Consider the following 25,105-nt stretch of genomic DNA (forward strand, 5'->3'; position numbering starts at 1 on the left):
CTTCCAATGAAAATTGCAAATATAATATCCCTGCCATTCTTTGTAACGGTGTGTCTGGTTGCTGGCGCAAGCCACGCCGGTACATGCGCCAATCAGGCTGACTGCCTTAGAAGCGCGTCTACAAAGGTGTCGCAGACACTCACCCCCAAGGTCGTGCCCATTTTCGGCGACTACCCAAAGTTGTATATACACGACTCTGCGGCAGAGGCGGATTATCCGGTGCCTAATAATACAAGGCAGGCATTTGACTTCTATACCAATAAGACGTCTTTTAACTTTCCACCCAGATCGTCAATCGAGACCAGGCAGATCGCGCCGATCAGCCCGACCACGGGCTTCACAGTCCTTTTGGTCGAAAAGACCGGCGATAATACCGTTCCCAATGGCGGTAGTGCACTATCGCTATTGAGTTCCAATTCCAATGACGCTTACCTGTCATTCGCTTTGGGAGCCAAGCCTAGTGCGAGTGGGCAAAAGTGGGCTGTTGCTAAAAGCTTGCTTCAAAGCAAGATGGCGCAATCAGCTTACTGGCAGAAGCCGTGGGATATGAAACTCCTGGGACCAACAGGCAACTTCTCCGGAACCGAGTGGATCTATTATACCTTCACTCCAGACGGCAAGGTTCGCATCGACCGTTTTGCGCCGTACACTTATCTTCTGGCGTTTACCGCTTACCAATGGGATGAGGCAGTGCTCGACAGTGGCTTTCCACATTTTCCCTTCAACTCTGGTGGGCCGACAGACCGGCCGAAGTCCGTCATTTTCGGGTCGGTCGGGCCATGGCTTATTGGCGCTGCCAATGTCCCCGGGCAAACGTCGCCGACGATCGAGCCGACAGAGGCGTTGCCGGGCTTTGAGGGAGCGACGATATTTTCGGCTCCGCTGTCGGTGAAAGAAGTCGTAGCTTATCAGAAGTCTCTGAAGGGAAGTGATTTTCTCGACGTCAGCATGCTGCCCTGCAACAGCGGTCAGTATCTTTCCCGCCAGATTAGAACTCCTTGCGGTAAGGCTAGTCCTGGCAATCCTCCGTCGAACGTGAGCTCTGTCGGTCAGGATGGCATCGGCGCCAATATCAAGCGCTAGGGCGTGAATTGCAAGCGAACGACGGTTACAAATAAGAGCTATGATCTGCGGAGAGGCAATAACCGGACCGTCCGCCGCCCCAACGTAAGCGACAAGGAGACCCCGTCTAGCAGCATCGGGGTCGGGTACGGTATGGCGGAGAGACGATTTCACCGAGTGTGAGCATCTATGTCTGCGCCTATAGCTAGCCCTAGAACGATCCATATGATTGAAGCTGTGCCGGAACGCCTTGAGGGTTCACCTCGTCAGTTGCGGCGTTTTTGGTCGGACGAGTTCAAGGCCTTTGCGGTCGAGGAGGCGTCCAGGCCGGGAGCGAACATTTCGGCGGTTGCTCGACAGATCGGTATTCTGCCTTCGCAGCTCTTTCGATGGCGACGGGAGCTTAGTGGAGATGGTGAGCAAAGCTCTGCTCTGGCGAGAGAACAACAGCCGAGATCTGCGGCAATTAGGGAACGCGTTGTGGAGGTCGTCATTGGCGATGCCGTCGTACGTGCCGGTGCGGACGTCGAGGAGGCGCACTTGCAGCGGGTGATCCGAGCGGTGCGGTCGGCATGATCCCCTCCGGCGTGAAGGTGTTCCTCGCCAGTCATCCTGTCGACTTCCGCAATTATGTGAAGCGTGCAGTTATGTGGAGTCCGCCGCGGCAATTGCTTGCCGCCTGCGGTGTTTGAGAGTGGGATTACTCGACATAATTTGTCGATCGTCCGATGGACTTCAGCATCGCGAGCAGCTTGTCGGGAGCAGCAAAGCGACCTGGCTTGAGCGACGGCGGCGCCATTGCGGCAAGCGCCTCCAGTTTTTCGGTTGGATCGGCCCGCAGATAGATTTCCGTGCTTTGCAGGCTGGCGTGACCGAGCCAGAGTGACACCTTGCGCACATCGCGGGTCGCTTTCAGGGTGTGCATGGCGCAGGTATGGCGCAAAACATGTGGGGTAATGCGTTTATCGGCGAGAGATGGGAGCTTCTGCGCCGCGGTAGCGGCGTGCTTGGCGAGGATATATTCGAATCCCGCCCGGGTCATCGCGCGTCCCATGGCATTGAGGAAGAGTTCGGCGTCGCCACTCGCCGGACGGACTGCCAGCCAGGCCTTCAACGCCGCCGTGGTCTCTTTCCACAAGGGCAACACGCGTTCGCGGCGTCCCTTACCCATGACGTGGATGCTGGTGACCGTCTGGCGGTCAATCTGGTCGAGGCGGATGCTGACGAGCTCGGAGACGCGCAGCCCTGCAGCGAAGGCCAGATGCAGCATCGCTCGATCGCGAATGCCGGATACCTGACGCGGGTTCGGTGCATCAAGCAAAGCCTGCATCTCATCGCGGCTGAGATGGCTGACGAGCGCCTCGTCGACCTTCTTCATCGGAATCGCCCGAACCCGGCGCGCCTGATCCAGACAGGAAGGGAGCCGGTACTCGAGGAAGCGGAAGAAGGCTTTGATGGCAGCAAGACGGGCGTTGCGGGTGCGCGCCGAGTTGCCGCGCTCCCTCTCAATGTGCTCCAAAAACGCAAGGAGCAGCGGCGGATCGAGTTGCTCGATCTCGATGCGGGACGGGGTGGTCCTCAACCGGCTAGCGGCGAAGCACAGCAGCAGTTGGAAGCTGTAGGCGTAAGCCTCGCAGGTGTGTGGGCTTGCCCGCCGCTCTCGCGGCAGGTGTTCTCGTAGAAAGGTGGTGAGATGCGGAGCCAGCGCGGTCATGTGACGGCTCCTTGATGCAAGGCCTCGCCAGCCGCTGCGATCTGCCTCAACAGGATCGGCGTTGCCTGCAGATACCAGTAGGTGTCAGTGACGTGGGCATGGCCGAGGTAGGTGCTGAGGGCGACGATATGGCGGCCGACGGCATGGTGATCGTGCTGGCATTGCTCGAGGGAGCGCACGGCGAATGTGTGCCGCAGATCGTGAATGCGGGGGCCCGTTTGCCCGGGCTCTCCCCGCACACCGAGCGATCGTGCGAGGCGGAGGAAGACAGCAATCACGGTACTGTAGGCCGGCGGCGCGCCCGTAGCGGAAACGAACAGCATGCTGTTCAAGGTTCCGAGCCGACGACGCGCCAACAAATATTTGTCCAGGGCGTCCCGCGTCGTGTCGTGGAGCGGCAGCAAGCGGCTCTTCTGGAACTTGGTTTGTCGGATAACCAACCCATCGGCGGTCACGTCCTCAAATCGAAGCGCGAGGGCTTCGGAAATGCGCATTCCGGTGGCGGCCAGCAATCCGAACAGGGTCTCGTACATCAGCGGCCGGATCGTGGCTGACGGCTTCAATTGTGCGGCCGCCTGCAACAACGCGGTGATCTCATTCCGGGTATAGATGTGCGGGATCCGCCGCTTGAGCAGGTTGCGCCCCAGAGCTTCGGCGGAAGGAATCTGATGGCGCAGGTCCTCGGCTGCTAGCACCAACGCAAAGCGGCGGACCGTCACCAGCCGGTTGCGGCGCTGCTGTGGGGATGGCGCAAGCGTCGCCCATTCAAGTACACGAGTGACTTCAATGTGCCGATCGCCATGCCTCTCGGCGAAGGTGACGAAGCTCCGCAAAAGCGTGTGCTGGACGCGGAACTTGAAGCCCACCGTGCGCTGGAGTTCCACATATCGCGAGAGATCCTGGCTCAGCATGACGCACTCCCCGGCCAAGGCTGGGCGACCTGGAGCAGCATGTCGATGTCCACCTTCGCATAGTGGGCAGTCGTGTCGACCGATCGATGGCGAAGCACGGCCCCGATCATATCCAGCGTGGCGCCGGCCCGAAGCATGCTGGTCGCCGCGGAGTGCCGCAGGAGATTGGCGCCTCGGGAGGGAGCGTTGTCGATACCCGCCCTTACAAGCGCAAGCTTGACGATGCTAGAGACAGTCGCGCTCGCTAACGGCCGATGCGGCGCGACAGCCCGCAGGAAGATCTGCTCCCAGGCGGCGGGCGGACGGGCCTCGCGTAGATAGTCGATAATCGCTTCACCGACGTCCTGGGGCAGCGGAAGCCGGATCTCGCGGCGGCCCTTGCCGCGCACACATAAAGTGCCCTCTCGCCAATCGATGTCTTCAAGGCACATGCTCGAAACGTCGCCGGCGCGCAGGCCGAGACGTGCGAGCAGCAGCAGAACCGCGTGATCGCGGATGCCGATCGGTGTCGTGACGTCGCACGACGCAACCACCCGATCAACGTCGGCGGTGGAGATGTAGAGCGGCAAGGCCGATAACCGCCATTGCGGGACCGTCGGTATGGCCTGATCAAGCCCCGGTTGGCACAAGCCCTGGGTAGCCAGATACTTGAGGTAGCCTCGCAACGCCATCGTCATCGTCTTGAGGTTGGCGCGCGAACTTCGCTGGGCCTCGTCAAGAATCACCTGCCGAACAAGACGGGCATCGTACAGTTTTGGATCAGGACCGAGGCCGGCAAGCAGCCGCATGACCATACGACCGTGGCGACGGACGGTGCGCTCGGATATCCCCCGATGCCGTCTCAGCCAAGTCTGGAAAGCAACAATTTGGACCTCGTGAAGGTCCACACCTGGCAGCTCATCTGTCGACGGCGTCACCGCCCCGTATTCCACCAGGAAGCCAATGAACCGGCGTGCGCGATTGACATATTTTGCCGACAGACGATCGGCTTGCCGGCTGCCAGGGCAACGGCATCGGTGCTGCGCAAAGCGGCGGACGACATCGTCGTCAATCTCCGTGATGGCAAACTTCGTGCTTTGTAGCCACTGTCCGAAATGACGGGCCGACGCTTCGTAGCCTGACACCGTCAGGCGGGTATGTCCCAAGTTCAACAATCGGCTCGTGAACGCCTCAAGGAACGGACGCAATTTGCCTGGGTCCATCAGTTGCGTGCATTCCGGTAGAACTTCCGTCGATTTTGGCACGGGTGGTCTCCTCTCGATGACAAAAAGAACGTCTCGAGACGACAACAATTATGCCGAGTGGGGAAGGCTCATGACCGATCTAAGCTATTGGACAAAAACGAGGAAGCAGCTCGAGCCGCGGCGGACTCCACATAACTGCACGCTTCACATAATTGCGGTTATGCGGAGCTCCGCATAACCGCAAGGGTCCCGACAGCTTGCTGTCGCTGGTGCGGGATGCCGGCAATGATCCGTTCTTATGCGTCGAGCGAGATTATGTGGCGGAGCCCGTCTCGGCGCCAGCCGAGGCCTGCCAAAATCTGGAATTCTCCGCCACATATTATTTCCTACCTCTCGGAAGGGTGCGGGATCCCCCCGCGCCGCTATTCCGGAGGGGTAATATGCTCGAGTTCTATTTCTTGTATCGTGGGGTGCTCAAGCGCCTGCGTAGTGGTGCGCTCGGTGGCGAGATGGATCGCCTCGCGGAGCATTTTTTCAGACTTGGTTACAAACGAGCGTCGGCCAAGATTTATCTGAGCCGAATTGCGCGCTTCAGCCGGTTTGCCGGGACACGCTGCGGTCCGATGCCGATCCATCAAGATGTCGTCGATAGCTATTTGCGCACGTTTCCTGCGGATACGCCGCGCATTGGAGCTGTGTCGGCGCTAGGACACGCACGGCGAGTGGCTCCGGAGCGGTTCATTATTGCTGTTCCAAGTGAAGAGGATGATCCGGATGCTCCGCTTCTGGCCTCCTTTTCGGACTATCTGCATAGGGTACGGGGGCTGGAGCCGAACACCCGCGAAGGCGTTCTTCTGGGCGGCCGCCGCTTTCTGGATTGGTTCCGCCATGACCATCCCGACCAGGACCTCGAGGCGTTGACGGCTGAGCAGGTCCTTGCTGCTGTCGAGCATCGGCTGTCGCTATCGGCAACCTCCGGCAGTCGCACGGCAGCGACGGCGGGGGACGGACCTGGGCAACCATCGCGACGCTGCTGCAGACGGCAAAGATGAATAACCTCGATCCGCTTGCCTGGCTCACTCAGACCCTCGAGCGCATTGCCAATGGCTGGCCGAGCAGCGAAATCGACGCACTCATGCCGTGGAATTACGCCGCCTGAACGGCCTCGGCTTGTCGCTTACGCCCCAACTACGATGGTCTTAACATCGCTTGGTTAAAGGCCTCGAAGTACCCTCACCCGTGCAGTCGCTGGATCGGAAATGTGGGTCGTTCTCTGACGAACTTCTTAGTGGCGTCGGGCTGGAGAATTTCGACAGCAATGCCTTGCTCCGAAGGCGGGGCAGAACTTGGTCGTTGGAAGCTGCCCGCCGCCGACGATAGCCATCAAGTGCGGCGGCGCCAAAATCGCAACGCTACGCCATATAGCATCGGGGTCCTGTCGCCCGATTTTTTGCACCATCGGTGAAACTATCGCTCTGATCGTATCCGGTCCGGCTCGGTCATTCCATGTCGGTGCACAACATCCGCGACGGTATTCTTGCTGATGCCGAAAATGCCTATAGCACTTATCGCCGCCGCCCGTTGATGTGAGTGCTGCCGCCGTCGGAAACAGCACCGGAGAAGAATGTAGCGAACAGTGGTATGCAGGCGGCGCCGATCGCGCCGGCCTGGGCGCCGAGCCGTGACGCCACGACCGGCGCCACCAGCAGTCCACGCGACGGTCCTTCCATCGGTTCAACGAGGATAGCGGCGGCCAGGCGCTCGTTCAGATCCAACGGAAGGCGACCACCGATGACAATGAGCGCAGGGTCGAAAAATCCCGTCGCAACGCGGACAGCTTGGCGCAATTGCGCGGCCGCACGCTTGACCCAAGCGTCAAGTTCCGGCCGCGCATCGTGAGGCAATCCAGGGATTCCATCGAAATCAGTGACAGGGAATCCCGCTCGGGAAAGACATACGAGCAAATCCTGTCCGGAGGGACGCGGCAGATCGTAGGGATAGAGAACGCCCGGCAGGCAAGCATTCCCGTGTGCGCCCCTATAGAGTCGGCCATCAATGATTACGCCGCCGCCGACACCGTGGCCGATATGAATGAAGAGGAGCGGGTCGTCGGCTTCGCCTCCGCGCCCGAATACATACTCGCCGAGTGCGGCCGCCGCGCCATCGTTTTCGACGTAGCAGGGGATGTCGAACGAGTCGCGAAATGCCTCGACAGCGCCACTGTCTTCGAACGCCGGGAAAAACGGATGCGCCTTAAGGAGGTGCGATACTGTACCGAAATTGCCCGGCACCGAACAGCCGATTCCCACCAGCCGGCTTTGGTCGATGGATAGATCGGCGACCATCGATTGAACTGCGCCCTGAGCGCCCGTGGCCACGCCTGACGCTGTCGTGGCGTCGACGCTGAGCGAGCGCGACGCCAGCACTGAGCCCGCTAGGTTCACGACGGCGACCTCCATGCGCGACAGAGAAAAGGTTACGCCCGCAGCGATGAAGCGATCGGCTCGCAGCCGTAACAGCCGGCGAGGCTGGCCTTGCGCGCCGGTACGTTCGGGTTCCTCCGACAGCAGCCCCATCTCGATCAGGCCTGCCGTTAGACGCGTGACCGACGCGCCGGTCATACCGGAACGCTGGGTGAGATCCACCCGTGCGATCTCACCTTGCATGGAGATCATCTCGATCAGTCGTCGCTCATTAAGAGAAAGGGTTGGGATAGACATAATGGATCGGGTCCAAAGACGGCTTCGAAATCGTTATTGCAAACCAAATTAAATTTCGCAATGTAATTAACCTGTCACGGAGCCACCGTAAAAGCGTAATTACAATTTCTATTTGGGAGAAACATCTCGTGAAATATACGCGCTTTTTGGCAACTACGGCCCTCGCACTCATGACAGGATCTGCTTTGGCGGAGAGCCTGACCGTCTATTCGCCGCAGGGCGGGGAGCGCGGAGCCTGGATCGCCGAGCAGGCGAAAGCCGGCGGCCACGACATTGAGCTTTTGAACGCAGCCGGCGGTGAGCTGTTCGACCGATTGATCGCCGAGAAGAACAATCCCCAGGCCGACGTCGTATTGGGCATGATCGATTCCTCGATGGCATTGCTGAAGGGGGAGGGGTTGTTCCAAGCTTACTCGCCATCTTGGGCGACGGGTTTGCCGGCTCAGCACAAGGACAAGGAAGGCATCGTTCACAAATTCTGGGAGACGCCGATCGTGCTCGCCTATGATCCCGCCAAGCTGCCCGAAGCACAGGCGCCGAAAGGTTGGCTCGACCTCACCAAGGACGAGTACAAGGGGAAATATGTGATCGGTAGCACCGCGTGGCAGACCACGCGCGTCTACCTCGCCGGGATCCTCGCGCGCTTCCTCGACGGTAATGGCGAGGTCACCCAGGAAGGCTGGGACTTCATGGGCAAGCTTTTTGCCAATGCCACCGTAGTCAATGATGGGGACGCGCGGCTCGAAGCCTTTAAGGCTGGCGGCGCGTCGATCAGTCCTGATTGGTTTGGTGGGGTCGTCAGGATGAGCAAGGATCTCGGCGCGAACTTCAAGGTCATCGAAATCGGAGACGGCACGCCGATTATCGCCGAAGGCATTGCGATCATGGCTGACACCGATCAGATCGATCAGGCCAAGGCGTTTGTCGACTGGTGGGGATCGCCGGAAGTGATGGCGGCTTATGCGGAGAAGTTCGGCCAGACGCCTGCGCATCCTGCGGCGCTTGCCAAGTCGCCGGCCAAGGTTCAGGAAAATGCCAACCTTGTGAAGGCGCAGCCGCTCGACTGGGATGAGATCGCGCCGAAACTGGACGGCTGGCTGCAGAAGATTGAGCTTGAGATTCGCTAAAACGCGACTGGCGACCCCAGGGCGCCCGGAGATCCAAGATGTCTAACGCAGTCCTGTCAATACAAAAACTGGAAGCAGGATACGGCAGCAAGGCCGTGGTCCGAGACTTCAGCCTCGATGTCGCCGCTGGCGAGTTCGTCTCGTTGCTTGGCCCGTCCGGCAGCGGCAAGTCGAGCGTGTTGCGTGCCATCGCCGGTTTTTTACCAGCGATGGGTGGACGCATCCTTCTGGAAGGTAGAGACATCACCGGCGAAACGCCGGAGCGACGCAATGTCGGGATCGTCTTCCAGAACTACGCGCTGTTCCCGACGATGACCGCCTTCGAGAACATTGCGTTCGCGTTGCGGGTGGCGAAGCGACCGCAAGCAGAGGTGGAAAAACGCGTTCGCGATATGGCGACGCTCTCGGGTATTGACGAGCAACTGACCAGAAATCCGGCCGAGATGTCCGGCGGCCAGCAGCAGCGGGTTGCCATTGCACGCGCCCTGGTCACGGGATCGCGCGTGCTCCTGTTCGACGAACCGCTTTCCAATCTCGACGCAAAGGTCCGGGTGACGATGCGCCGTGAGATCAAGCGGATGCAGCGGGAAGTCGGCTTCACAGCGATCTTCGTGACCCACGACCAGGAAGATGCACTGACCATGTCGGACCGGATCGTGGTCTTGAATGGCGGCCGCGCCGAGCAGATCGGCCATGGACGCACGCTCTACCGCCAACCGGCCACGCCGTTCATCTGCCAATTCATCGGCGCGTCCAACGAGCTTTCGCCGCCCGTCGCAAGGCGGCTCCTCGGCGCGAAAGGCGAGGGCCGATCGTTCGTGCGGCTCGAGGACGTGCTTATTGCTGAAAATGGCGGCGGGGGGGCGCGTGCCACTGTCAGCCATATCGAGTTTCTTGGCTCGCACAGCCGCGTCTACATGATCGTCGAGGGTGACACGATCTCCGCCATGCTCCTTGGTGACGATCTGCCCGACGTCGGCAGCGAGGTCTGGGTAAGCATTCGCCCCGGCGCGGTTCATGTCTTCGGCGGGACCTGCCTATGACCCGCGGCAGAATTGAGCGGGCGCTCTGCTGGTTGGCCCTGGGGGTGGTAGTCTGGGCAGTCGTCAGCTTCATCGTTGTACCGCTGGCGGCGGCAATCCATACCGCTCTCTTCAAGAATGGCGCCTGGGCGCTCTCTGAAACGATCGGCCAGCTCGCTGCCTCGAAACGGGTCCGGACCGCGGTCTGGAACACGACATGGATGACCGCCGCTTCGATCGTCACCGTCACCATCGTCGGTGTCTTCCAGATCGCCGTGCTCGAATATTTCCATGTGCGCGGCCGTTGGCTGCTCAAGATCGCCTACGCCACGCCACTGATATTTGGCGGGGTTGTCGCCGCCGCCGGCTACAATTTCACGTATGGCCCCGGCGGTGCGGTGACGGCGGCGCTCACGCGGGCGATCCCCACCCTTCCGCGAGACTGGTTCATTGGGTGGCTTGGCGTGCTTGTCGCCCACACCTTCTTGTTGACCAGCTTCCATTTCCTTTTCCTCCGGGCAGCCATGCACCGCGTCGACTATGCCACGATCGAAGCGGCGCGCAGCATGGGCGCAACCGAGCTCACGGTCCTCCGCCGGGTCGTGCTGCCGGTCATCATGCCGACGATGCTCGCGGTGACGTTGCTGACGATTTACACCTCCATTGCCTCCTTCGCCGCTGCGCAAGTCCTCGGCGGCCGCGACTTTCATATGCTGAGCCAGATGGTGCTAACGCTGCAGAGCTTGCGGCGGCCCGACATGGCGGCGTTGCTGGCCCTGCTGATGGCGCTGGTGCTGATGGCTTTAATCCTGCTCTCGCAATATTTCGAGGGCAAACGCCCCTGCACGGCCGGCGCCAAGGCAACCGCGCGGATTCAGTTGCGGAAGCTGCGCAACCCCTTAGCGAACGCCATTCTACACTTCATCGCCTATGCCTTGGTGGCCGTCTACCTGGTTCCGGTCCTGCTGGTCGTGCTGTTTTCCTTAGCGCCGGCTTCAAGCGTCGGGGTAGAGGTCCTGCCCTCGACGCTAACCCTGAAAAACTACATTCGCGTCCTTTCCACCGGGGCGACTTTCGAGCCGTTTCTAAACTCGATGCTTATGGCCGTGCTGGCGGTGTCAGCCGCGCTCGCCATGACGCTCTTTGCGGTTCCGGTGATCCTGCGTGAGCGCAGTTGGCTGACACGGGCACTGGATCTGACCTTCTTGCTGCCCTGGGTCGTTCCCAGTATCCTGCTAGCGATCGGCCTGATTGCGGCCTTCGATCTGCCCAACCCGCTCGTCGGCAATGCGGTGCTGCTCGGCCGCTATTGGCTCCTGCCGATCGGCTATGCGGTCATCATTCTGCCGCTCACAGTACGTTTCATGCGCGCCGCCTTCCTTGGCATCGACCCAGCCTACGAAGAAGCCGCACGTGCCATGGGCGCCTCCGGGTTTTATCGCTTCCGGCGCGTTATCCTCCCGCTGGTCGCGCCGACAGCGACCCTCGTCGCCGGCATGACGTTCAACGATCTGATGGCAGAGTATCCGCTCTCGGCGTTTCTCTACAACGTCCACAACAAGCCGCTACCGATCGCGATCGTTGACGGCTCCGTTTCGGCGGACCCGGAGCAGGCCGCGATCAGCCTGGTCTACGTCACCCTGATCATGGCGTTCTCGTTGGTAGTGATCCTGCTCGCCGAGCGGCTCGCTCTGGGGCGTGCACCCGAAACAAGCAAGATTTGAATGGAGACAGTAATGGATACTTGCATCACCGTCTGGCATTGGCCTACGCAGGAACGCTGGTTCGACGAGGGCATCCGCACCTCGCTCGATCTGGTCCGGCACGCCGGCTTTACCCATATCAACTGGAATCCCGATGCCGGCAGTTCGTATTGGATGGCGGATGCCGAGATCGAGTTCACGCGCCGGATCGTTGCTGAAGCAGGTCTCAAGGTGCACTCGGTCCACTCCACCAATGGCCGCAACACGGTGAGCGAGCTTATCGGGCCCGTGCCGTTCACCTTCGAGAGCCGCAAGGATATCCGCTCGCCGCACGAATGGCAGCGCCTCAGCGGCGTGGAACTGCTGAAGAACCGAATCGACTTGGCGGCGGCGTTCGGCGCGCCTAACATCGTCCTGCACGTCGACATCAGCGATGACGTCTTCCGCAGCCCCGAAAGCGAGACGAAATTCTTCGCGCCGCTCTACAGATCCCTGGATGAACTGCTCCCCTATTGTCTTGAGCGGAAGGTTCAGATCGCGGCCGAGACCCTGCTCGACGCCAGCGGGGGCAGCTTCCTGAAGCTTTATGATCGGCTGTTCTCGCGCTACGAGGCAGCCTTTATCGGCCTCTGCTACGACAGTGGTCATTGGGAATTGCTGGAGCCAGGCGGGCTCACTGTCCTCGAACGCTATGGCAACCGGCTCATCGCGACGCATATCCACGACAATTTCGGCGCCAAGGACAATCACCTTCTGCCCTTTGACGGCCGACTGGACTGGAACGCGATCACCAAGGCGATCGCGGCTACTGACTATGTCACGCCGCTCAATTTCGAGACGCCAATGGACCGGTATGGCGTTCCGGATGCCGTCTTCTACCACCGTGCCCATGCGGTGGCGGCACGTCTCGAGGAAATGATTGCAACAGCACGGCGAAAGATTGGCGAGTGACAGGTGCATTCGACGCGAGACTTGAGATGCTGCGCTGCGTAACCGCCGAGGTTGGCGCATTTGCGCTCGGCCGTTTCCATCGGCTGGCGCAGGTAGCCGTCGAGACCAAGGGCATCGCGGATTATGTCAGTGCCGTCGACCGCGACGCCGAGACACTGGGGCGCCGCCTCATCCGGCTGGCCTACCCTGACGATGCGATCGTCGGAGAAGAACATGCCGGCGAGGCGGCGGCGGAGTACTGGCTGATCGATCCGATCGACGGCACCGCCAATTTCTTGAGCGGGATACCGTTCTGGGCCGTCTCGATCGCCTATGTGCGTGACGGCGAACCAGTCCTGGGAGCGATTGCTCTGCCGGCCTTGGACGCCCTGTTCTGGTCGGCGCTTGATGGGCCGTTGCACGGAAGCGGAGCACTCCCCCAGCTGCCAGGCCGCATGCCCATGGCCTTCGGCATCGGACGTAACCGTGTCTGGAAGCTGGAACACCGCCTCGAACTCGAAGCGAGGCTCGAAGCCCAAGGGTTCCATATCACCAACCTTGGCAGTTGCGCCGCCTCGTTGGCGATGGTCGCCGCAGGCCGATTGGCCGGCTACGTCGAACACGGCACCAACCTCTGGGATTGCGCCGCCGGGCATATCCTCTGCAAGACCGCCGGGCGCAGCTCGACAATCACATTCGATGAAACGGGCCTGGTCGCTGTCCACGCAACGATGGCGCCTCTCGCGCAAAGCACCGCCACAACATAGTATCTCAATGGCAGACACACGGTTCCAGCTTTGCGATTTTTCCCTTGATGGCTCATTGCAGAGCGCTCGCGTGCACATCGAACGCGAGCGGGCGATCGGCGTCTACGACCTCTTGGAGGACAACAGGTTCATCCCCGTTGGTCATGACGAAGGGCCTATCATCTCGCCGACGAACTGCCTCCCGAACTCGTCTACGCTGGGTTCTCGTTCGGTGTCTGCCGGCACAGAAGCTTGTACAGGCACGGCCCGGAGCCCGCGGAGCCCTGCTCTTCTACTCTTTCCTGCCAATCAGTGGCGGCTGGCCGGACGGCGTCGCGGTCCAGATTCACGGAATGGACAACGACCCGATCTTGGTCGGCGGGGCGACATCGACGCCGCCCGAGAGATCGAGGGCGCAGAGCTGTTCCTCTAACCCGGCGATCAGCACTACTGTCGCCGACAGCTCGCTCCCTTCGTAGACGCGAATGCGACCGCGCTACTAATCATCCTAGTGCCTGAGTTCCCGGATCGCATCTGAACTATGCGCCGTGAAGCCGTCGTCCTAAACAGTTGGCCGAAGAGAGCGGAACTGTAAAGCTGCTCGGGTGAGCGCCAGTTCCGGGTGATACATTATGCGATCTTCTTGGCCCAAAAGGTGAACAACGCAGCAACATGCGCGCAGGGCTCGTGGAAGCAGGACTCTATCCGCCCTAAAGCGACGTCCACGCTTAAGTCTGTGAACGGCAGCATTGCGCCTCCATTCCGGTCGTTCATTCTGCTACATCGATTCCCCGGATACAGCCGTTCCCGTTTCAACAGTGGAACACAAAAGTCATACATCTAACGGACAGGTAGTTCGGTTCATCGCCTTGTTATAGGCGAGCTTCCGGTCCGGCCCCACAATGTTGTAGCCTACCAATTGCGCTGATTCATCGATCGCGGCTACTGGTACTGCAATGCATACTCCAAGAATTCGACGTGGCCAGTTCGATCGGTATCCCACCGATAGCGAGGCCAGCTGTCAGGTCGTTCCCGGACAGACGCCATCGTAAGGATCAATCGCTCCTTTGCACGTGATATGGCTACAAAAAACGCAGATCTTTCTTCCGCGGGATCACCCCAGAATGTTTGGGCCTCAACGCCCAAGACGTAGACTGTATCGAACTCGAGCCCCTTGCTTTTGTGGATCGACATGACCCGAACTGCTCGGTCGGCAGAAAATGCGGATAGAGCGGTTCCAATGTCATTCCCATCCTTGAGAAGCTCATGAAGCCGTTCAACCGATTCCGTCACGAGTTCATCGAGGCGATTTCCCTGCGCGTAATCGCTCGACATGGCGACGATCGCATCGCGCCCTACGACGTTGAAAAGATCATCGATGATCTTTCGCACTCCGGCTTTGTCACCGTTGGCAATAGTCCCCTGCGCGATGGCGGACCGCACCTCGGTGACAAATCTGGTCCAACGTGAACGGGCGCGGTATTCCTGCTCCTCTTCCATCGGCTGGCTATACACAAGTGTGTCGAGGAGCCGCTTGTGAGCCTCTGGGCTGGCGGTCGTTCCCGCCACGAGCAGCAGGTCCGTCACGACCTTAGCAATGGGTTCGTTCGCAAATACGTGGATCTCATCTTCCTCGCGAAAAGGAATGCCGGCCGCTTGCAGGGCGAGACGTAGCCGCTGGCAGACATATTGCTGATCACGGCTGACGAGGATGGCGATCTCGGAAGGAGGGACCCCGTCATCGTCAATCCGGCTCTTAACACTCGCCGCGATGAGATCAGCTTCCTGCGAGGCATCCTCGCCATGGATGAAGCCGATAACGCCCTCGTCCCCAGGTATTGCAGCATCGTCCAGCGCAGCCTTGGAGTCCATTCTTCGGACCATCGCATTCTGCATGCGCCGTAGGCGCGGCTTGGAGCGAAAATTCTGATAAAGATTGAGCGGTACTGCCCCAAATTCACCAGCGTACTGATCGAAGATACCCTCGAGTGCGCCTGCCCAACCCATGATCCGCTGTCGTGTGTCGCCAACCGCAGTGAGCTTCACCGCCGTTCCTTGGAAACAGGTTTTGATGAACTCGTACTGCTCGCCGGTGCAATCCTGAAACTCATCGAGAAAGACGTGACTATAGCTGTAGCGAATAGCGTTTTTAGCAAAATTGCTGGTTTGCACGATGGTGGTGGCTAACGGTACCATGTCCAGAAATGTGATCGACTGACCTTGCACACGCCTCTCGGCGACGCTGTAATTTTCATCGAGCTGATCGACACCTACCAGCGCTGTGCGGAAGCGATCGATGACCCGCTTTGCGAAGCCATGGAAGGTGTAGCTATCGAACCGGCTTGCCAATTCGGGGCCGCATCGCTGCCTGACCCTGTTCTTCAAATTTTGGCTGGCATCGACCTTGAATGCGATGGCTAGAATTCTGCTTGGATATCGACATGTACCAGTACGCAGGAGAAAGTCGGCCCTCTGTGCCAACACCTCCGTCTTGCCGGCTCCAGGCCCGGCGGTCAGAGCGAGGTGTTGGTCAGTGGTCTTGGCTGCGATGAGGGCATTTGGCTCAAGGGCAAGGTCGCCCGCCGGCTCCCAGCGATCTTCATGGATCATTCCGGAATGACCTTAAGAGCGGCCAGTGCATGCTCAACCAGTCTTCGCAGCGAGCCGGGCATTTTCGCCACAACCACGTCATCATCAAGCTTATACATCGCCCGAATATGCCAAGTCGGTTTGCTGCCTATTTTGAATCTCGTGTGATAGGCGTCAAAGTAGGACAATTGCTCAGCGCTGTATTGGCCATCTACCACATCGTGTTTTTTGCCCAGCACAGACTTAAGCGTAGCCGCATCCGGGGCCACGAGTTCGTCAGCCTCTACGTCGAATGCAGTGGGGAACGCCGTCATCATTGCAAAGTCGAGGTCGAGCGGTGAAGAGAAGAAAACCCCTTGACCTTCGAGCCATTTCATCCAGCCTACTTTGTCATCCATCAATCGAGGCTCCGCATCCCAAGCAGGGATTTTATCTATGTGTGCCGATGTCAGCTGGGTAGCTTTAACATCGGCGTATGCAAGCAATTGCTGACAAGCGTATCGCACCCGTCCCCATCCACCGCCGAATCGGGCTAGGTCAAGGTCTAGCAAGGTGACGAAGGGAATCTCTAATCCATATAAGAGGCGCCAGAAGTGGTTCACATGCCTGCCACCAAGGGGGACCACCGAGATGGACGCATCGTCGATCTTGGTACCAGCAGCCCTGATTAGACTAAGACTAGGCAGCACAACCTCTTCGCTGTCGCCTTCGCCGAGGATGACATAGCGTGAAAAATAGAGCTCGGGATACGCTTGGACCGCTTCACGAACAAACTTATGGGCGTCAGCCTCCTTCTCTTTATCAGGAAGCTTGATTGTCCGAACGCGAGTGGTGCGTTCGGCCGATAGACGCAGATAGCGAATGTCCTTGGGATCGATGCGCCGCATGATCGATGCAGAATGGGTTGCAAGGAGCGCCTGGGTATCCTGGCTCTTCGAAAACTTCGTTAGGCTGGCGACGACCCGACCAAGGTAGTGGGGTGAAAGACTGTTCTCGGGTTCTTCGACCGCGATCAAGGTGAACAGCGCTGGCCGAAGCTTGTCGATGTCGAATTCGGTTTTCAACTCACCGGCGAGGACCCGCTGATTGATAAGGTGGACGCCCAGAACAATCGACAGATACAAGATGGATTGCTGACCGTCGCTAAGCCGGGAGAAGTCGACATTCTCTTGCTCATGTCCAGGGGCAAAAGCAAGGCTCATATGGCGCAGGAGGGCTTCGATCTCGCTGCGGCCGAAGGACACCGCAGGACTCGTGAAATGCGTCCCCCTATGCAGCGCAGTCCATGACCCCGACAGCGCCTGGGTCACACTGGTCATAGCAGGGTTGCCGGCCAATGCCTCGCTGATCTGCTCTGTGAGACCATCGACAACAGTGCGCTCTTTCGTCCAGTTCGCTGCTCTCATGACCCGGCCGAGCAGCGCGCTGGCCGAGTAAGAAATATGGTCGGCGGGGTCTCGACGCGCCGGTAGATAGTGGACCTGGATGCTGTTTCGATCCTGCTTGCCGACTCGTGTTTCCGTCGTCGGGTGCCCATTAGCGTCGACGGATTGCACGGTAGTGAAGTTCTCCTCGACCTCACCATCCTGATCGAGCGTCGCCGATAGACGGAAGCGGACGCGAACTGGCCCCTCCGCTGCCACAAGCTGCATATGGGCGAAGGCGAGGGGCACCGCCGGCTTGGCAACACCGTTGTCGGCGACAAGCTCCGGAAACTCGAAATCGGCCTCGATCCACAGCCGACGCTCGAGGGGATGCTCCTTTTCATTATGAGGAACATGAAAGTCCGATTTTCGAACCTTGCGCTGGCCAGGATCCAGGCTGAACAGTCTGGCCAATGCCTGCAGAACGGCGGTCTTGCCCGAACCGTTGGGTCCGAGCACAAAGGTCAAATCTGAAAGATCGATGGTGGTGGCAGTCACGCCAAACGAGCGGAAATTGCTCAGGCGCAATCGAACAAGTTTCATGAACCAAGTCCCCCCCGGACGGGTATCAAATATAGATGAAGGATGAAGTCCGACGATTTACCCCACGTGGCACGAGCTCCATCAAAGTCGCAAGCTCTACGTTCGATGAGGGTATCGTAGTTGCTGAAAATGCCCGCCGCCGCTGCACGCGTCAGCAAGAAGTCTGCGATCACAGTGTGACCGGGGTTGGATGGCCGGACGAATGCGGGCCATGGCACGAGATGATCGATGAAAACGGACTGGAGTGTGTTCGTGGCCACGAAATGCTCGGCCAACGCTTCAAGATTGTCGCGCAGCTCGATATTGCACCCACGGTCGACTTCAAGCTGGTACTTGTCGAAGCAGCGTTCAGCCACTGTCCGAGCAGAAGGCAAGCTGCTTGGCAGTGCCATCGAAAGGCCGGCTCCACAGACCACAAGAAGACGACGAGCATTCATTGATGCGAGCAGTCGCGCTAATGTCTCCTGACGCAAGTCTTATTCCCTCAAAATGCAAATCTTACGGTTTTGAGGTGGCCCGTTTCGCGGGTCATCGTGCAGCCTCCCATTAGTGCCGTGGGCACAATAGCGAATTCACGATCAACGCGAAATGCCCTTTGATGCTCACCCTACGCTTGTTGCCTGATTACATGCGTCAGAGTTCGGGCGGGAATTTCTGAAGACGACCGTTACTGGCTCATTCCCGGAATCTGGATCAATGCGCTTGACGGTGTTAATTTTTTGGTCCACAAACGAGGAGGAGAAAATTAACATCGGAAAGCGATTATGGAAAGCATCAACCCGATAACGATCTCTGAGGTCGAGGCCATCGATCGTCGCCTGACTCAACTCCAACTTGAACGCGAGAAGTTGGTTGCAGCAGGTCACCATGCCTTGGCCGCCGCATCCAGCGCGTCACCGCTCCATCCTGCCAACGCCGCCGGTATGTTCGCCTACATGGACGGAGTCAAAGGACTTCGCGCCGAGAAACTGGGAGGAAACTGGGAATTCTTTCGTGAGGAAGGCGTAGAAGGGATCAGCAACGACCAACTGAAGGTCAGAGTGCTTTTTGCGAACGTAAATCAGGCGTGCGGCAAGCCCCATCCAAAAGCCCGTTCAAGGAAAGGAGCTGGGTCGGAGCGTGTCGCTTGTGGCGACATGTTTGAAGCTGCCGGCCTGGACCTGCCAGTGAGTGTCGTGAAGTTTCACGGCGACTACAAAACTTACTATTTGATGGTCGACCAGTCGGGAGCGATGGAGCTCAGCCTTCCGGTGGTCAAGAATGGTCAGTTTCTCCGCTGCATTGAGCGCATCTTCCTGATTGAAGGTGGAAATCTCGGCGAGGCGGAATTCAGTATCGATGAGCCCAGTAGCAATCCTGACTTGGACGTCGTAATCAGCCGCAAGTGAGGCTGAAAGAATATGTTCAATGGAAAGAGACTCAGCCTTGCCAGAAAAAGGCAGAGGCTGACAGCAAAAGAACTCGCAGAGAGAGCGAGCGTATCGCCTGTTACGATCACTCGGCTCGAGACCGGGCAAAACCAAGCGGACCCGGCAACCCTCGACCGACTAGCCGAAGTCTTGGGCTACCCAGGCACGTTCTTCTTCAAGGAAGATCCCGCACTGCTTTCATCCGAAATCGTCAGTTTTCGCAGTCTGTCGAGCATGACCGCCAAGGAGAGAAACGCAGCTCTTGCTGCTGGTGACACCGGGGTCGAACTCTACGAGTGGCTAGAAAGCCACTACAATCTGCCTCACCTGGACCTGCCTGCTTTCGATCCCGGGCTGACCCCTGAAGCGGCTGCTGACGCCCTACGCCAGCATTGGGGGCTTGGCTACCGACCCATTGCGAACCTGATGAAGCTTATGGAGGCAAAAGGGATTCGCATTTTAGGACTTGAAGAGAGTACGGCGAATGTTGACGCCTTTTCATTCTGGCAAAGTGACAAGGCCTACGTCTTTCTCAACTCATTCAAATCCGCGGAACGAAGCATCTTTGATACTGCTCACGAATTAGGCCATCTGGTCCTGCACCGTCATGGTGAAACGTCCGGCGCAGATGAGGACACCCGAACTGCCGAGATTGAAGCAAACCGGTTTGCGGCCGCTTTTTTGATGCCGGAGGAGGATATTCGTGTACGAATGCCGCGCCTAATTACAGCCGAATTGATCGTTCGGGCCAAAAAGAGATGGCGCGTTTCAGCGATGGCGTTGGCCTACCGCCTGCGACACCTACCTAAGCCTATGCTTTCGGAATGGCAGTATCGAGCCATTTGTATTGAGCTTGGTAAGCGCGGGTATCGCACTGCAGAGCCGGACACTGTTGGCCGCGAAACATCGATTCTGTGGGGGAAGGTGCTCACAGAGCTCTGGTCAGAGCGCAAAAGCTTGGAGAGCGTCGCAGCACAATTGTCCCTTCCAATCCATGAAATCGAAAAGCTTCTTCATGGGATACTGCCTCGACAGGAAGGTGGGAATCCGGGCCCTCACACCCCTGTGAAACTCGTGACGTAGGCTAAAGACCACCGTTGCTCGCAGTACGTCGCTTTGCGCTCTAAACTTGCTTGTTGGGTATTAGATGGTCTCCTCAAATTCGCAGCGACTTGGTCTGGCGAACCGATGGCCAACTTCGGAAAAAGTCGCGATCCTGTTTGGACCCAATTGCTATCAGATGCGACTTGGATCGCTCCAAGCTGGTGCGACAGCGAGTTTATTCCATCATAACCTACGGCGTCACAACACAAGTGTTCGGCATCCTTGAAGTATAGTTGTCGTGGTAGCCCTGCAATGCCAATGTGAACTGGATCGGCCTCCCGCTCTTGGCCGAGGGCTCCGTATTTATATGGCCTTGAAGTCCGCCAGACCATCTGATCACTCCGCGACCTCCGCACTGTACTACCTCCGGGATCCGGTCTGCCAAGGGCAGCGAACAGGTGGCAGCACCAGCGCTATAACCTGGCCGCCTAGGACGACGCGATATCGGTTGACACCGAAAAGGGCCGGACTCTCTTCGGCTTCAGTCCGCGAGGTTGCATTGTGTTAATCAGGTCGCGCTAGGTAACACGCTCTACCCGCTTGATGGATGAATGGATGGCCAGTTCCTCGCCTTTTGTACTCATTGCCCGTGCCTTCAAGATTAAGATTCAGCCGAGCCTGGTTGCGATCTATGCCCCGTATTCCAACCGCCCGAACATCGTCGAACAGGTCGGGACCGGGTTCCTCGTCAAACACAATGGGAGGGCTGTAGTTATCACTGCGATGCATACGCTGTATGGTTCGTCCGGTGCAGAGGACCCGGGGGAGAAGAGCTTCCACTGGGACGGTCAGCTGCACTGCGTTGATGCCGTAGCGCGAGTGATTGCCCAGGAGAAGGACTACGATATAGCCGCATTCTATGCCGACGAGCTGGCTACAAAACCCCAACTAAATGAGACGAGCATCGTATGGCGCGATCCGTTACCGCCGTACATCACTATCGGCGGATACCTTGCCAAAGATTTTAAGAGGTCAGGCGACACCCTAGCGCCGAAACCTTCCATACACACTGATCAACGGATGAAGCCCGCGAAAAATTTGGAACTAGTGACGAAACTGGTTGAAGTAAAAGGTTTGAACGCATCGGATGATCTGGGTCTAGTGGCCGTCAGGTACACCAAACGACGGAACAAAAACAGTTTCACTGGCGTCAGAATACCGGCCGCACCGAAGCCAAGCGGTTTGTCTGGCGGACCCATGATCTCAACGCTCACCCTTTTCGGACCTGAACCCGCAATCGTCGGTGTGTTCGCCGCCCAGGGATACGGTCAGGGCGCGGGGGCAAACGCAAAAGTAATCCGGCAATTGCTGTCGGCTCTATAATCTTTTTAGGGGCGGCTATCATCGAACCTTGCATCCGCCGATGCGCACACTGCCCTCGATACCAGCAGAACGGCTATCCGCTGATCAAGCGCTCGCTTGATGGCCTGCCGTCGTCCGTTGATGTCGCCACGCGTAGTCGGCAGGTCGATGACCTGCGCCGCCGCAGCCAGGATTGGGAACAAGGATTTCCCCGGCGGCGAAGTCCTCGGCAAGATTACCGCCGTTGAACTGCGGATCGACAGCGCTCGTCGGTCGACTGTCCTGACCCTTGCTGCTGGCATTGGCACTGGCCAAGCACCTGCCGATCCGGGCGATGGCCGGGAGAAGATATCGCCTATCCCGTACGCGCTCCGGCGGTTAATGCCCCGGTCGATGTCTTCGGTCTCTCGATTAAGGCACCTCGATTCTTGAGATCGAGAACCGGGCGGATGCGCAGAACGGGTTCGCCTTCACCGCAGCATCCTTCCGCGAGAATCCGTGAAAGCTATCGAGGACAACCCCACCAGGATTCGCGTCTACTATGATCCGCAGCGCCAGGAAGACCTCATCACTCGCCGCATGAGCGCTACGACTCTGCCGACTCTGCCCGTCCATATCGCCAAAGGACTCGATCTAAATCCCGAGCTGCCATGAGCCAGGTTAGCACGCTGAAATCATTTATCGGACATCAAGTGGTGAAGAATCAGTTGGCCCGGCCGCGTCGTCGCGGCACTTCGATCAGCATTCCGGATCATGACCAATCGCAGGAACTGGTCATCGGAGGCAGCGATGTCAGTTATGCTGTGATCGAAATTTCGGTGACTACGCACCGCCGGAAGCGTAGGGAATCACTAGTGTCACTCCTGTCAATGAATTCGTTCAGTTGGACTGAAATTTCTGCGAAATGGGAACAGATTCGTGGGAAGGAAATGCCCGCAATTCACAGGTTCTCCACAGTCGCTCCTAAAATTGATTCGGCATTTTCTCGCCTATTTTCAATGTGTTACGCCGATTTTGCGCCGAACGTTCACATTTCGGGGAAGTTTCACCTCTTGCGATTCAACCGCAAACCAGCGTTACTGATATCGCCAACGAACGACAAGGAGGCCCTCATGGTCTTGAAGGTTTGGTTGGCAGCAGCGTTCCTGACGGTGGCGGCGTACTACGCTATCCACGCCTGGGGCGAAATAAAAGAAGCCGTGGCGATTGCTCGTCACGGCTCTGATGATGCAAAGCCGTAACAGCTACTGCTGCCAAAGGGGATCGGTGTTACCAGCACCGGTCCCTACAGACTTTGTAAGGACACCATTCATTTTTAAGCGAGTCTCGTCAAGGGATTTTTCCCTTGACAAGGATTCGATTCACTCTGCAGCCACTTGCGAACTATGAATGTTGAAGCCCTAGAGCCACCGAATCGTCTCCAAATTGCGCCGTCAAGGCACGAATCTTGCACCGCCGTCTGCTGGCATTGGACAAATTGACCCCTGCCAGTGCGAGCCCTTTGAATGGTCATCGATTAAAAGTTCCCGCTCTCCAAACAACACGTCGATTGCCGAGATCGGCGGCTTTCTGCAATCCCAGTCTGCTCAACACGCAAAGATCAACGGGCTGAAAAGTGGGGTCAGCTCCACTGAAGCCGACATTGTCAACATTAAGGGCTCGGTCGAAACGGTGCGTAATCGAACCGTTGAACCGTTGGAGCATCAGCGATCTTTTCTGCGCGTGTGGCGGCGCCTTCATTCCGTGAGTCGAAGGCCGTGTATGGTCGGTGCCGTTGGTTTCGGAGTCGTCACGCGCAGCAAGCAAGACGGTGGCGCATACGAACATGACAGGGAATTTTCATCAGGTATCCAGCGCCCTCGATATCTTTTTCGGTAGTTTACAGAGATAGCGCTATGGAAGCTTTGCCTGTGTCTCTTTAAGGCGATCCGCTTGGACTCGATCCCACAGCGGCCGATTGGTCCACGTGATGTTCGTGATCGGAGTCTTGGCATCGTTCATTGAGTAAAGCGTCATCGAGCACAGGTCTGACTTCTTGCCGTCGCAGGCATAGTTAATGACAAAACCGCCAGCGGTTGGCGAGAAATCGGTCACATCCCTGCCTGGTAGCAAGTCGAAGCCGTACTTCGCCTCGACTGCCCGAAGGTCTTCGCCAGCATGCAAGTAGGTGTTCATTGCCAAGGAATAGGTGAGCACATAAATCTCGTCGCGAAACACCTCTATTTCGACGTGCTTCCCGGTGTTTCTGTCGAGACCCTCGACGACGTAAGCGCCACCAAAAATTTCTGTCTTCTTCGCGTCCTTGAGCAAATCGATATTTGCCTCGACACCTTTGCGCGTATCGAAGTCGCCGATAACAAAATAGTCGACATTCCTGGTCCCGCCATCGGCTGGGTTGCATGCGGCCAGGAGAGTAAGCGCTGGCAAAACGAAATGACGCGGATGCATTGCGAGCCCTGCAAAATTCGTGGGTGGGTTGAGTTTGCATAGCGGCACGCTACAGTCAACGTGATTGGGGGAACCATGAAAACACTTGTGTACACGGCTGCGGTTACGGCCGCTCTGGCGTCGCCAGCATTTGCGCTCTCCGGTGCGCAGCTCCAGCAAGAAAACCGGCACTTCGCAATGGGATACGTGCAGGGCCAGATCGAATTCTGGCTGAGTACATACGACGACAATCCCAATGTTCGTGCTCGCAAATCCAGACAGGCGGTATGCATCAACAACGGTCAGATCACACCAGACACCCTGCTCGATGCGGTGATCTCTTATATGTCCCGCAATCCTAAACACCTTTCTGAACCAGCGGTATCGGCGGTCCTCCGTACGCTTAGTGAAATCTGCGGCGACTAACGTGGCCCCACTTCCATTCAGCCTGTCAGGCTATCGATTCGAGCGGGGGGTTCAGTCTCTCAAGGAGACGTACTATTCGGCTCTGAACGGCATCCATGTAAAGGCCGACAGCTTGCGCAACGAACTGGCTGCCTATCGCCACTCCCTGGCAGCTGGCGGTGAATGGATCGGCGAACGCGACGATGACGGCTATGTCCTGTGGGATCGCGAGAAGCTCCTGGATATGGATTTGGAAGAGGCCGAAATAGCGTTCGACGAGTTCCGGAAATCTTTTGCCCTCGCGATCTATCATTACTGGGAACGCTGCCTCCGATCCTACTGTGGCGTTCCACACGGCAATCACGAGACCATCGTTAAGCATGCCGCGTTGAATGGCATCGCCATCGCCCCACACCTGGAGCGTCTGCGGCATCTCGCAAACGCTCTGAAGCACAACAATCGGAAATGGGGAGACCTGCTGCTCGTCAGCTGGCCAGAGCTATTCCTCCCGACCTTTCAGCCATCCGACAGAACGGACTGGTATGCCGTCATCAGTCTGACCGATGCGCATATCGAGGGAGCCTTGGACGCCGTCCTGAATTCCGGTCCTCCGAATAGGCGCGACGCTTGATCTATTCGCGCCGATAGCAAACCATATTCCTGCGAATCGTAGCTCAGTCTGGTAGTGCGCAGGCCTGACCGGCCTGGACATAGCGGCCACTGACGAGACTGGTCAGAGGTGCTGCAAGGGATCGACTTAGTCACTCGATCGTGCGCCAGTTC

At 58.2% G+C, this 25,105-nt stretch carries 22 protein-coding genes and 2 pseudogenes; 17 read left to right on the plus strand and 7 right to left on the minus strand.

Features of this window, described 5'->3' with window-relative positions; genetic code table 11:
- The first annotated feature begins 6 nt into the window (after positions 1-6).
- Both PZL22_RS27670 and PZL22_RS27675 read left to right on the plus strand, forming a co-directional pair.
- Positions 7-1,083, plus strand: a complete 1,077-nt coding sequence (locus PZL22_RS27670; protein ID WP_088194774.1) for a hypothetical protein — start codon at positions 7-9, stop codon at positions 1,081-1,083.
- 204 nt (positions 1,084-1,287) lie between these two features.
- Positions 1,288-1,638: a transposase gene (locus PZL22_RS27675; protein ID WP_015061533.1), complete on the plus strand. Its 351-nt coding sequence runs from the start codon at positions 1,288-1,290 to the stop codon at positions 1,636-1,638.
- Positions 1,639-1,762: 124 nt separating this feature from the next.
- On the opposite strand, the gene PZL22_RS27680 is transcribed toward PZL22_RS27675, so the two are convergent.
- Genes PZL22_RS27680 through PZL22_RS27690 form a run of 3 tightly spaced genes read right to left on the minus strand, consistent with a single transcriptional unit; the run spans position 1,763 to position 4,931 of the window.
- Positions 1,763-2,776 carry a tyrosine-type recombinase/integrase gene (locus tag PZL22_RS27680; protein ID WP_127701868.1) on the minus strand — a complete coding sequence of 338 codons (1,014 nt, stop codon included), beginning with the start codon at positions 2,774-2,776 and terminating at the stop codon, positions 1,763-1,765.
- On the minus strand, positions 2,773-3,687 hold the full coding sequence (locus PZL22_RS27685) for a tyrosine-type recombinase/integrase (RefSeq protein ID WP_027994007.1): 915 nt from the start codon (positions 3,685-3,687) through the stop codon (positions 2,773-2,775). The genes PZL22_RS27680 and PZL22_RS27685 overlap by 4 nt, the downstream gene beginning before the upstream one ends.
- Positions 3,681-4,931 (minus strand): tyrosine-type recombinase/integrase, encoded by a 1,251-nt coding sequence (locus PZL22_RS27690; protein ID WP_127701869.1) that lies wholly within the window; start codon positions 4,929-4,931, stop codon positions 3,681-3,683. The genes PZL22_RS27685 and PZL22_RS27690 overlap by 7 nt, the downstream gene beginning before the upstream one ends.
- A gap of 380 nt (positions 4,932-5,311) precedes the next feature.
- On the opposite strand from PZL22_RS27690, the gene PZL22_RS27695 reads away from it, so the two are divergent.
- Both PZL22_RS27695 and PZL22_RS27700 read left to right on the plus strand, forming a co-directional pair.
- Entirely contained in the window at positions 5,312-5,923 is a 612-nt protein-coding gene (locus PZL22_RS27695; RefSeq protein WP_284718804.1) for a hypothetical protein, read from the plus strand.
- Positions 5,860-6,030 (plus strand): annotated as a pseudogene (locus PZL22_RS27700) (transposase domain-containing protein); the annotation flags it as partial. The gene PZL22_RS27695 and the pseudogene PZL22_RS27700, both read left to right, overlap by 64 nt.
- Positions 6,031-6,436: 406 nt before the next feature.
- Here the strand turns inward: PZL22_RS27700 and PZL22_RS27705 are convergent.
- Positions 6,437-7,591, minus strand: a complete 1,155-nt coding sequence (locus PZL22_RS27705; RefSeq protein ID WP_046067106.1) for an ROK family transcriptional regulator — start codon at positions 7,589-7,591, stop codon at positions 6,437-6,439.
- A 128-nt stretch (positions 7,592-7,719) separates the two neighbouring features.
- On the opposite strand from PZL22_RS27705, the gene PZL22_RS27710 reads away from it, so the two are divergent.
- From PZL22_RS27710 to PZL22_RS27735, 6 genes and pseudogenes are all read left to right on the plus strand, one after another.
- Positions 7,720-8,718, plus strand: a complete 999-nt coding sequence (locus tag PZL22_RS27710; RefSeq protein ID WP_088194773.1) for an extracellular solute-binding protein — start codon at positions 7,720-7,722, stop codon at positions 8,716-8,718.
- A gap of 38 nt (positions 8,719-8,756) precedes the next feature.
- The gene (locus tag PZL22_RS27715; RefSeq protein ID WP_088194772.1) at positions 8,757-9,761 is read left to right on the plus strand and encodes an ABC transporter ATP-binding protein; all 1,005 of its coding nucleotides are present in this window, start codon (positions 8,757-8,759) and stop codon (positions 9,759-9,761) included.
- Complete coding sequence (locus PZL22_RS27720; protein WP_046067104.1) at positions 9,758-11,464, plus strand: ABC transporter permease; 1,707 nt, start codon at positions 9,758-9,760, stop codon at positions 11,462-11,464. Before PZL22_RS27715 ends, PZL22_RS27720 begins: the two co-directional genes overlap by 4 nt.
- Positions 11,465-11,476: 12 nt before the next feature.
- Positions 11,477-12,394 carry a sugar phosphate isomerase/epimerase family protein gene (locus PZL22_RS27725; protein WP_046067103.1) on the plus strand — a complete coding sequence of 306 codons (918 nt, stop codon included), beginning with the start codon at positions 11,477-11,479 and terminating at the stop codon, positions 12,392-12,394.
- The gene (locus tag PZL22_RS27730; RefSeq protein ID WP_234706434.1) at positions 12,391-13,140 is read left to right on the plus strand and encodes an inositol monophosphatase family protein; all 750 of its coding nucleotides are present in this window, start codon (positions 12,391-12,393) and stop codon (positions 13,138-13,140) included. Before PZL22_RS27725 ends, PZL22_RS27730 begins: the two co-directional genes overlap by 4 nt.
- A gap of 150 nt (positions 13,141-13,290) precedes the next feature.
- Positions 13,291-13,657 (plus strand): annotated as a pseudogene (locus PZL22_RS27735) (dienelactone hydrolase family protein); the annotation flags it as partial.
- Positions 13,658-14,061: 404 nt separating this feature from the next.
- On the opposite strand, the gene PZL22_RS27740 reads toward PZL22_RS27735, so the two are convergent.
- Together PZL22_RS27740 and PZL22_RS27745 are read right to left on the minus strand one after the other, a co-directional pair.
- A complete protein-coding gene (locus PZL22_RS27740; protein ID WP_127701559.1) occupies positions 14,062-15,729 on the minus strand; it encodes a UvrD-helicase domain-containing protein in 1,668 nt (555 codons plus the stop codon).
- The gene (locus PZL22_RS27745; protein ID WP_127701560.1) at positions 15,726-17,675 is read right to left on the minus strand and encodes an ATP-dependent nuclease; all 1,950 of its coding nucleotides are present in this window, start codon (positions 17,673-17,675) and stop codon (positions 15,726-15,728) included. Before PZL22_RS27745 ends, PZL22_RS27740 begins: the two co-directional genes overlap by 4 nt.
- 35 nt (positions 17,676-17,710) lie before the next feature.
- Here PZL22_RS27745 and PZL22_RS27750 point away from each other — a divergent pair, with 35 nt between their 5' ends.
- From PZL22_RS27750 to PZL22_RS27770, 5 genes are all read left to right on the plus strand, one after another.
- A complete protein-coding gene (locus PZL22_RS27750) occupies positions 17,711-18,115 on the plus strand; it encodes a hypothetical protein (RefSeq protein ID WP_164843111.1) in 405 nt (134 codons plus the stop codon).
- Between the two features lie 324 nt (positions 18,116-18,439).
- Positions 18,440-19,063 (plus strand): hypothetical protein, encoded by a 624-nt coding sequence (locus tag PZL22_RS27755; RefSeq protein ID WP_127701561.1) that lies wholly within the window; start codon positions 18,440-18,442, stop codon positions 19,061-19,063.
- A gap of 12 nt (positions 19,064-19,075) precedes the next feature.
- The gene (locus PZL22_RS27760) at positions 19,076-20,167 is read left to right on the plus strand and encodes a helix-turn-helix domain-containing protein (protein ID WP_127701562.1); all 1,092 of its coding nucleotides are present in this window, start codon (positions 19,076-19,078) and stop codon (positions 20,165-20,167) included.
- 576 nt (positions 20,168-20,743) lie between these two features.
- On the plus strand, positions 20,744-21,511 hold the full coding sequence (locus PZL22_RS27765; protein WP_127701563.1) for a hypothetical protein: 768 nt from the start codon (positions 20,744-20,746) through the stop codon (positions 21,509-21,511).
- Positions 21,512-22,140: 629 nt separating this feature from the next.
- The gene (locus tag PZL22_RS27770; protein ID WP_127701564.1) at positions 22,141-22,731 is read left to right on the plus strand and encodes a hypothetical protein; all 591 of its coding nucleotides are present in this window, start codon (positions 22,141-22,143) and stop codon (positions 22,729-22,731) included.
- Between the two features lie 652 nt (positions 22,732-23,383).
- Here PZL22_RS27770 and PZL22_RS27775 read toward each other — a convergent pair.
- Positions 23,384-23,938, minus strand: coding sequence for a hypothetical protein (locus tag PZL22_RS27775; protein ID WP_127701565.1), 555 nt, complete (start codon positions 23,936-23,938; stop codon positions 23,384-23,386).
- 75 nt (positions 23,939-24,013) lie between these two features.
- Between PZL22_RS27775 and PZL22_RS27780 the strand changes: the two genes are divergently transcribed.
- Both PZL22_RS27780 and PZL22_RS27785 read left to right on the plus strand, forming a co-directional pair.
- A complete protein-coding gene (locus PZL22_RS27780) occupies positions 24,014-24,343 on the plus strand; it encodes a Rap1a/Tai family immunity protein (RefSeq protein ID WP_127701566.1) in 330 nt (109 codons plus the stop codon).
- A gap of 112 nt (positions 24,344-24,455) precedes the next feature.
- Positions 24,456-24,953: a hypothetical protein gene (locus PZL22_RS27785; RefSeq protein ID WP_127701567.1), complete on the plus strand. Its 498-nt coding sequence runs from the start codon at positions 24,456-24,458 to the stop codon at positions 24,951-24,953.
- Positions 24,954-25,105 lie beyond the last annotated feature (152 nt).

Origin of the sequence: Ensifer meliloti, assembly GCF_030064585.1 — a bacterium.
Taxonomy (GTDB): domain Bacteria; phylum Pseudomonadota; class Alphaproteobacteria; order Rhizobiales; family Rhizobiaceae; genus Sinorhizobium; species Sinorhizobium meliloti.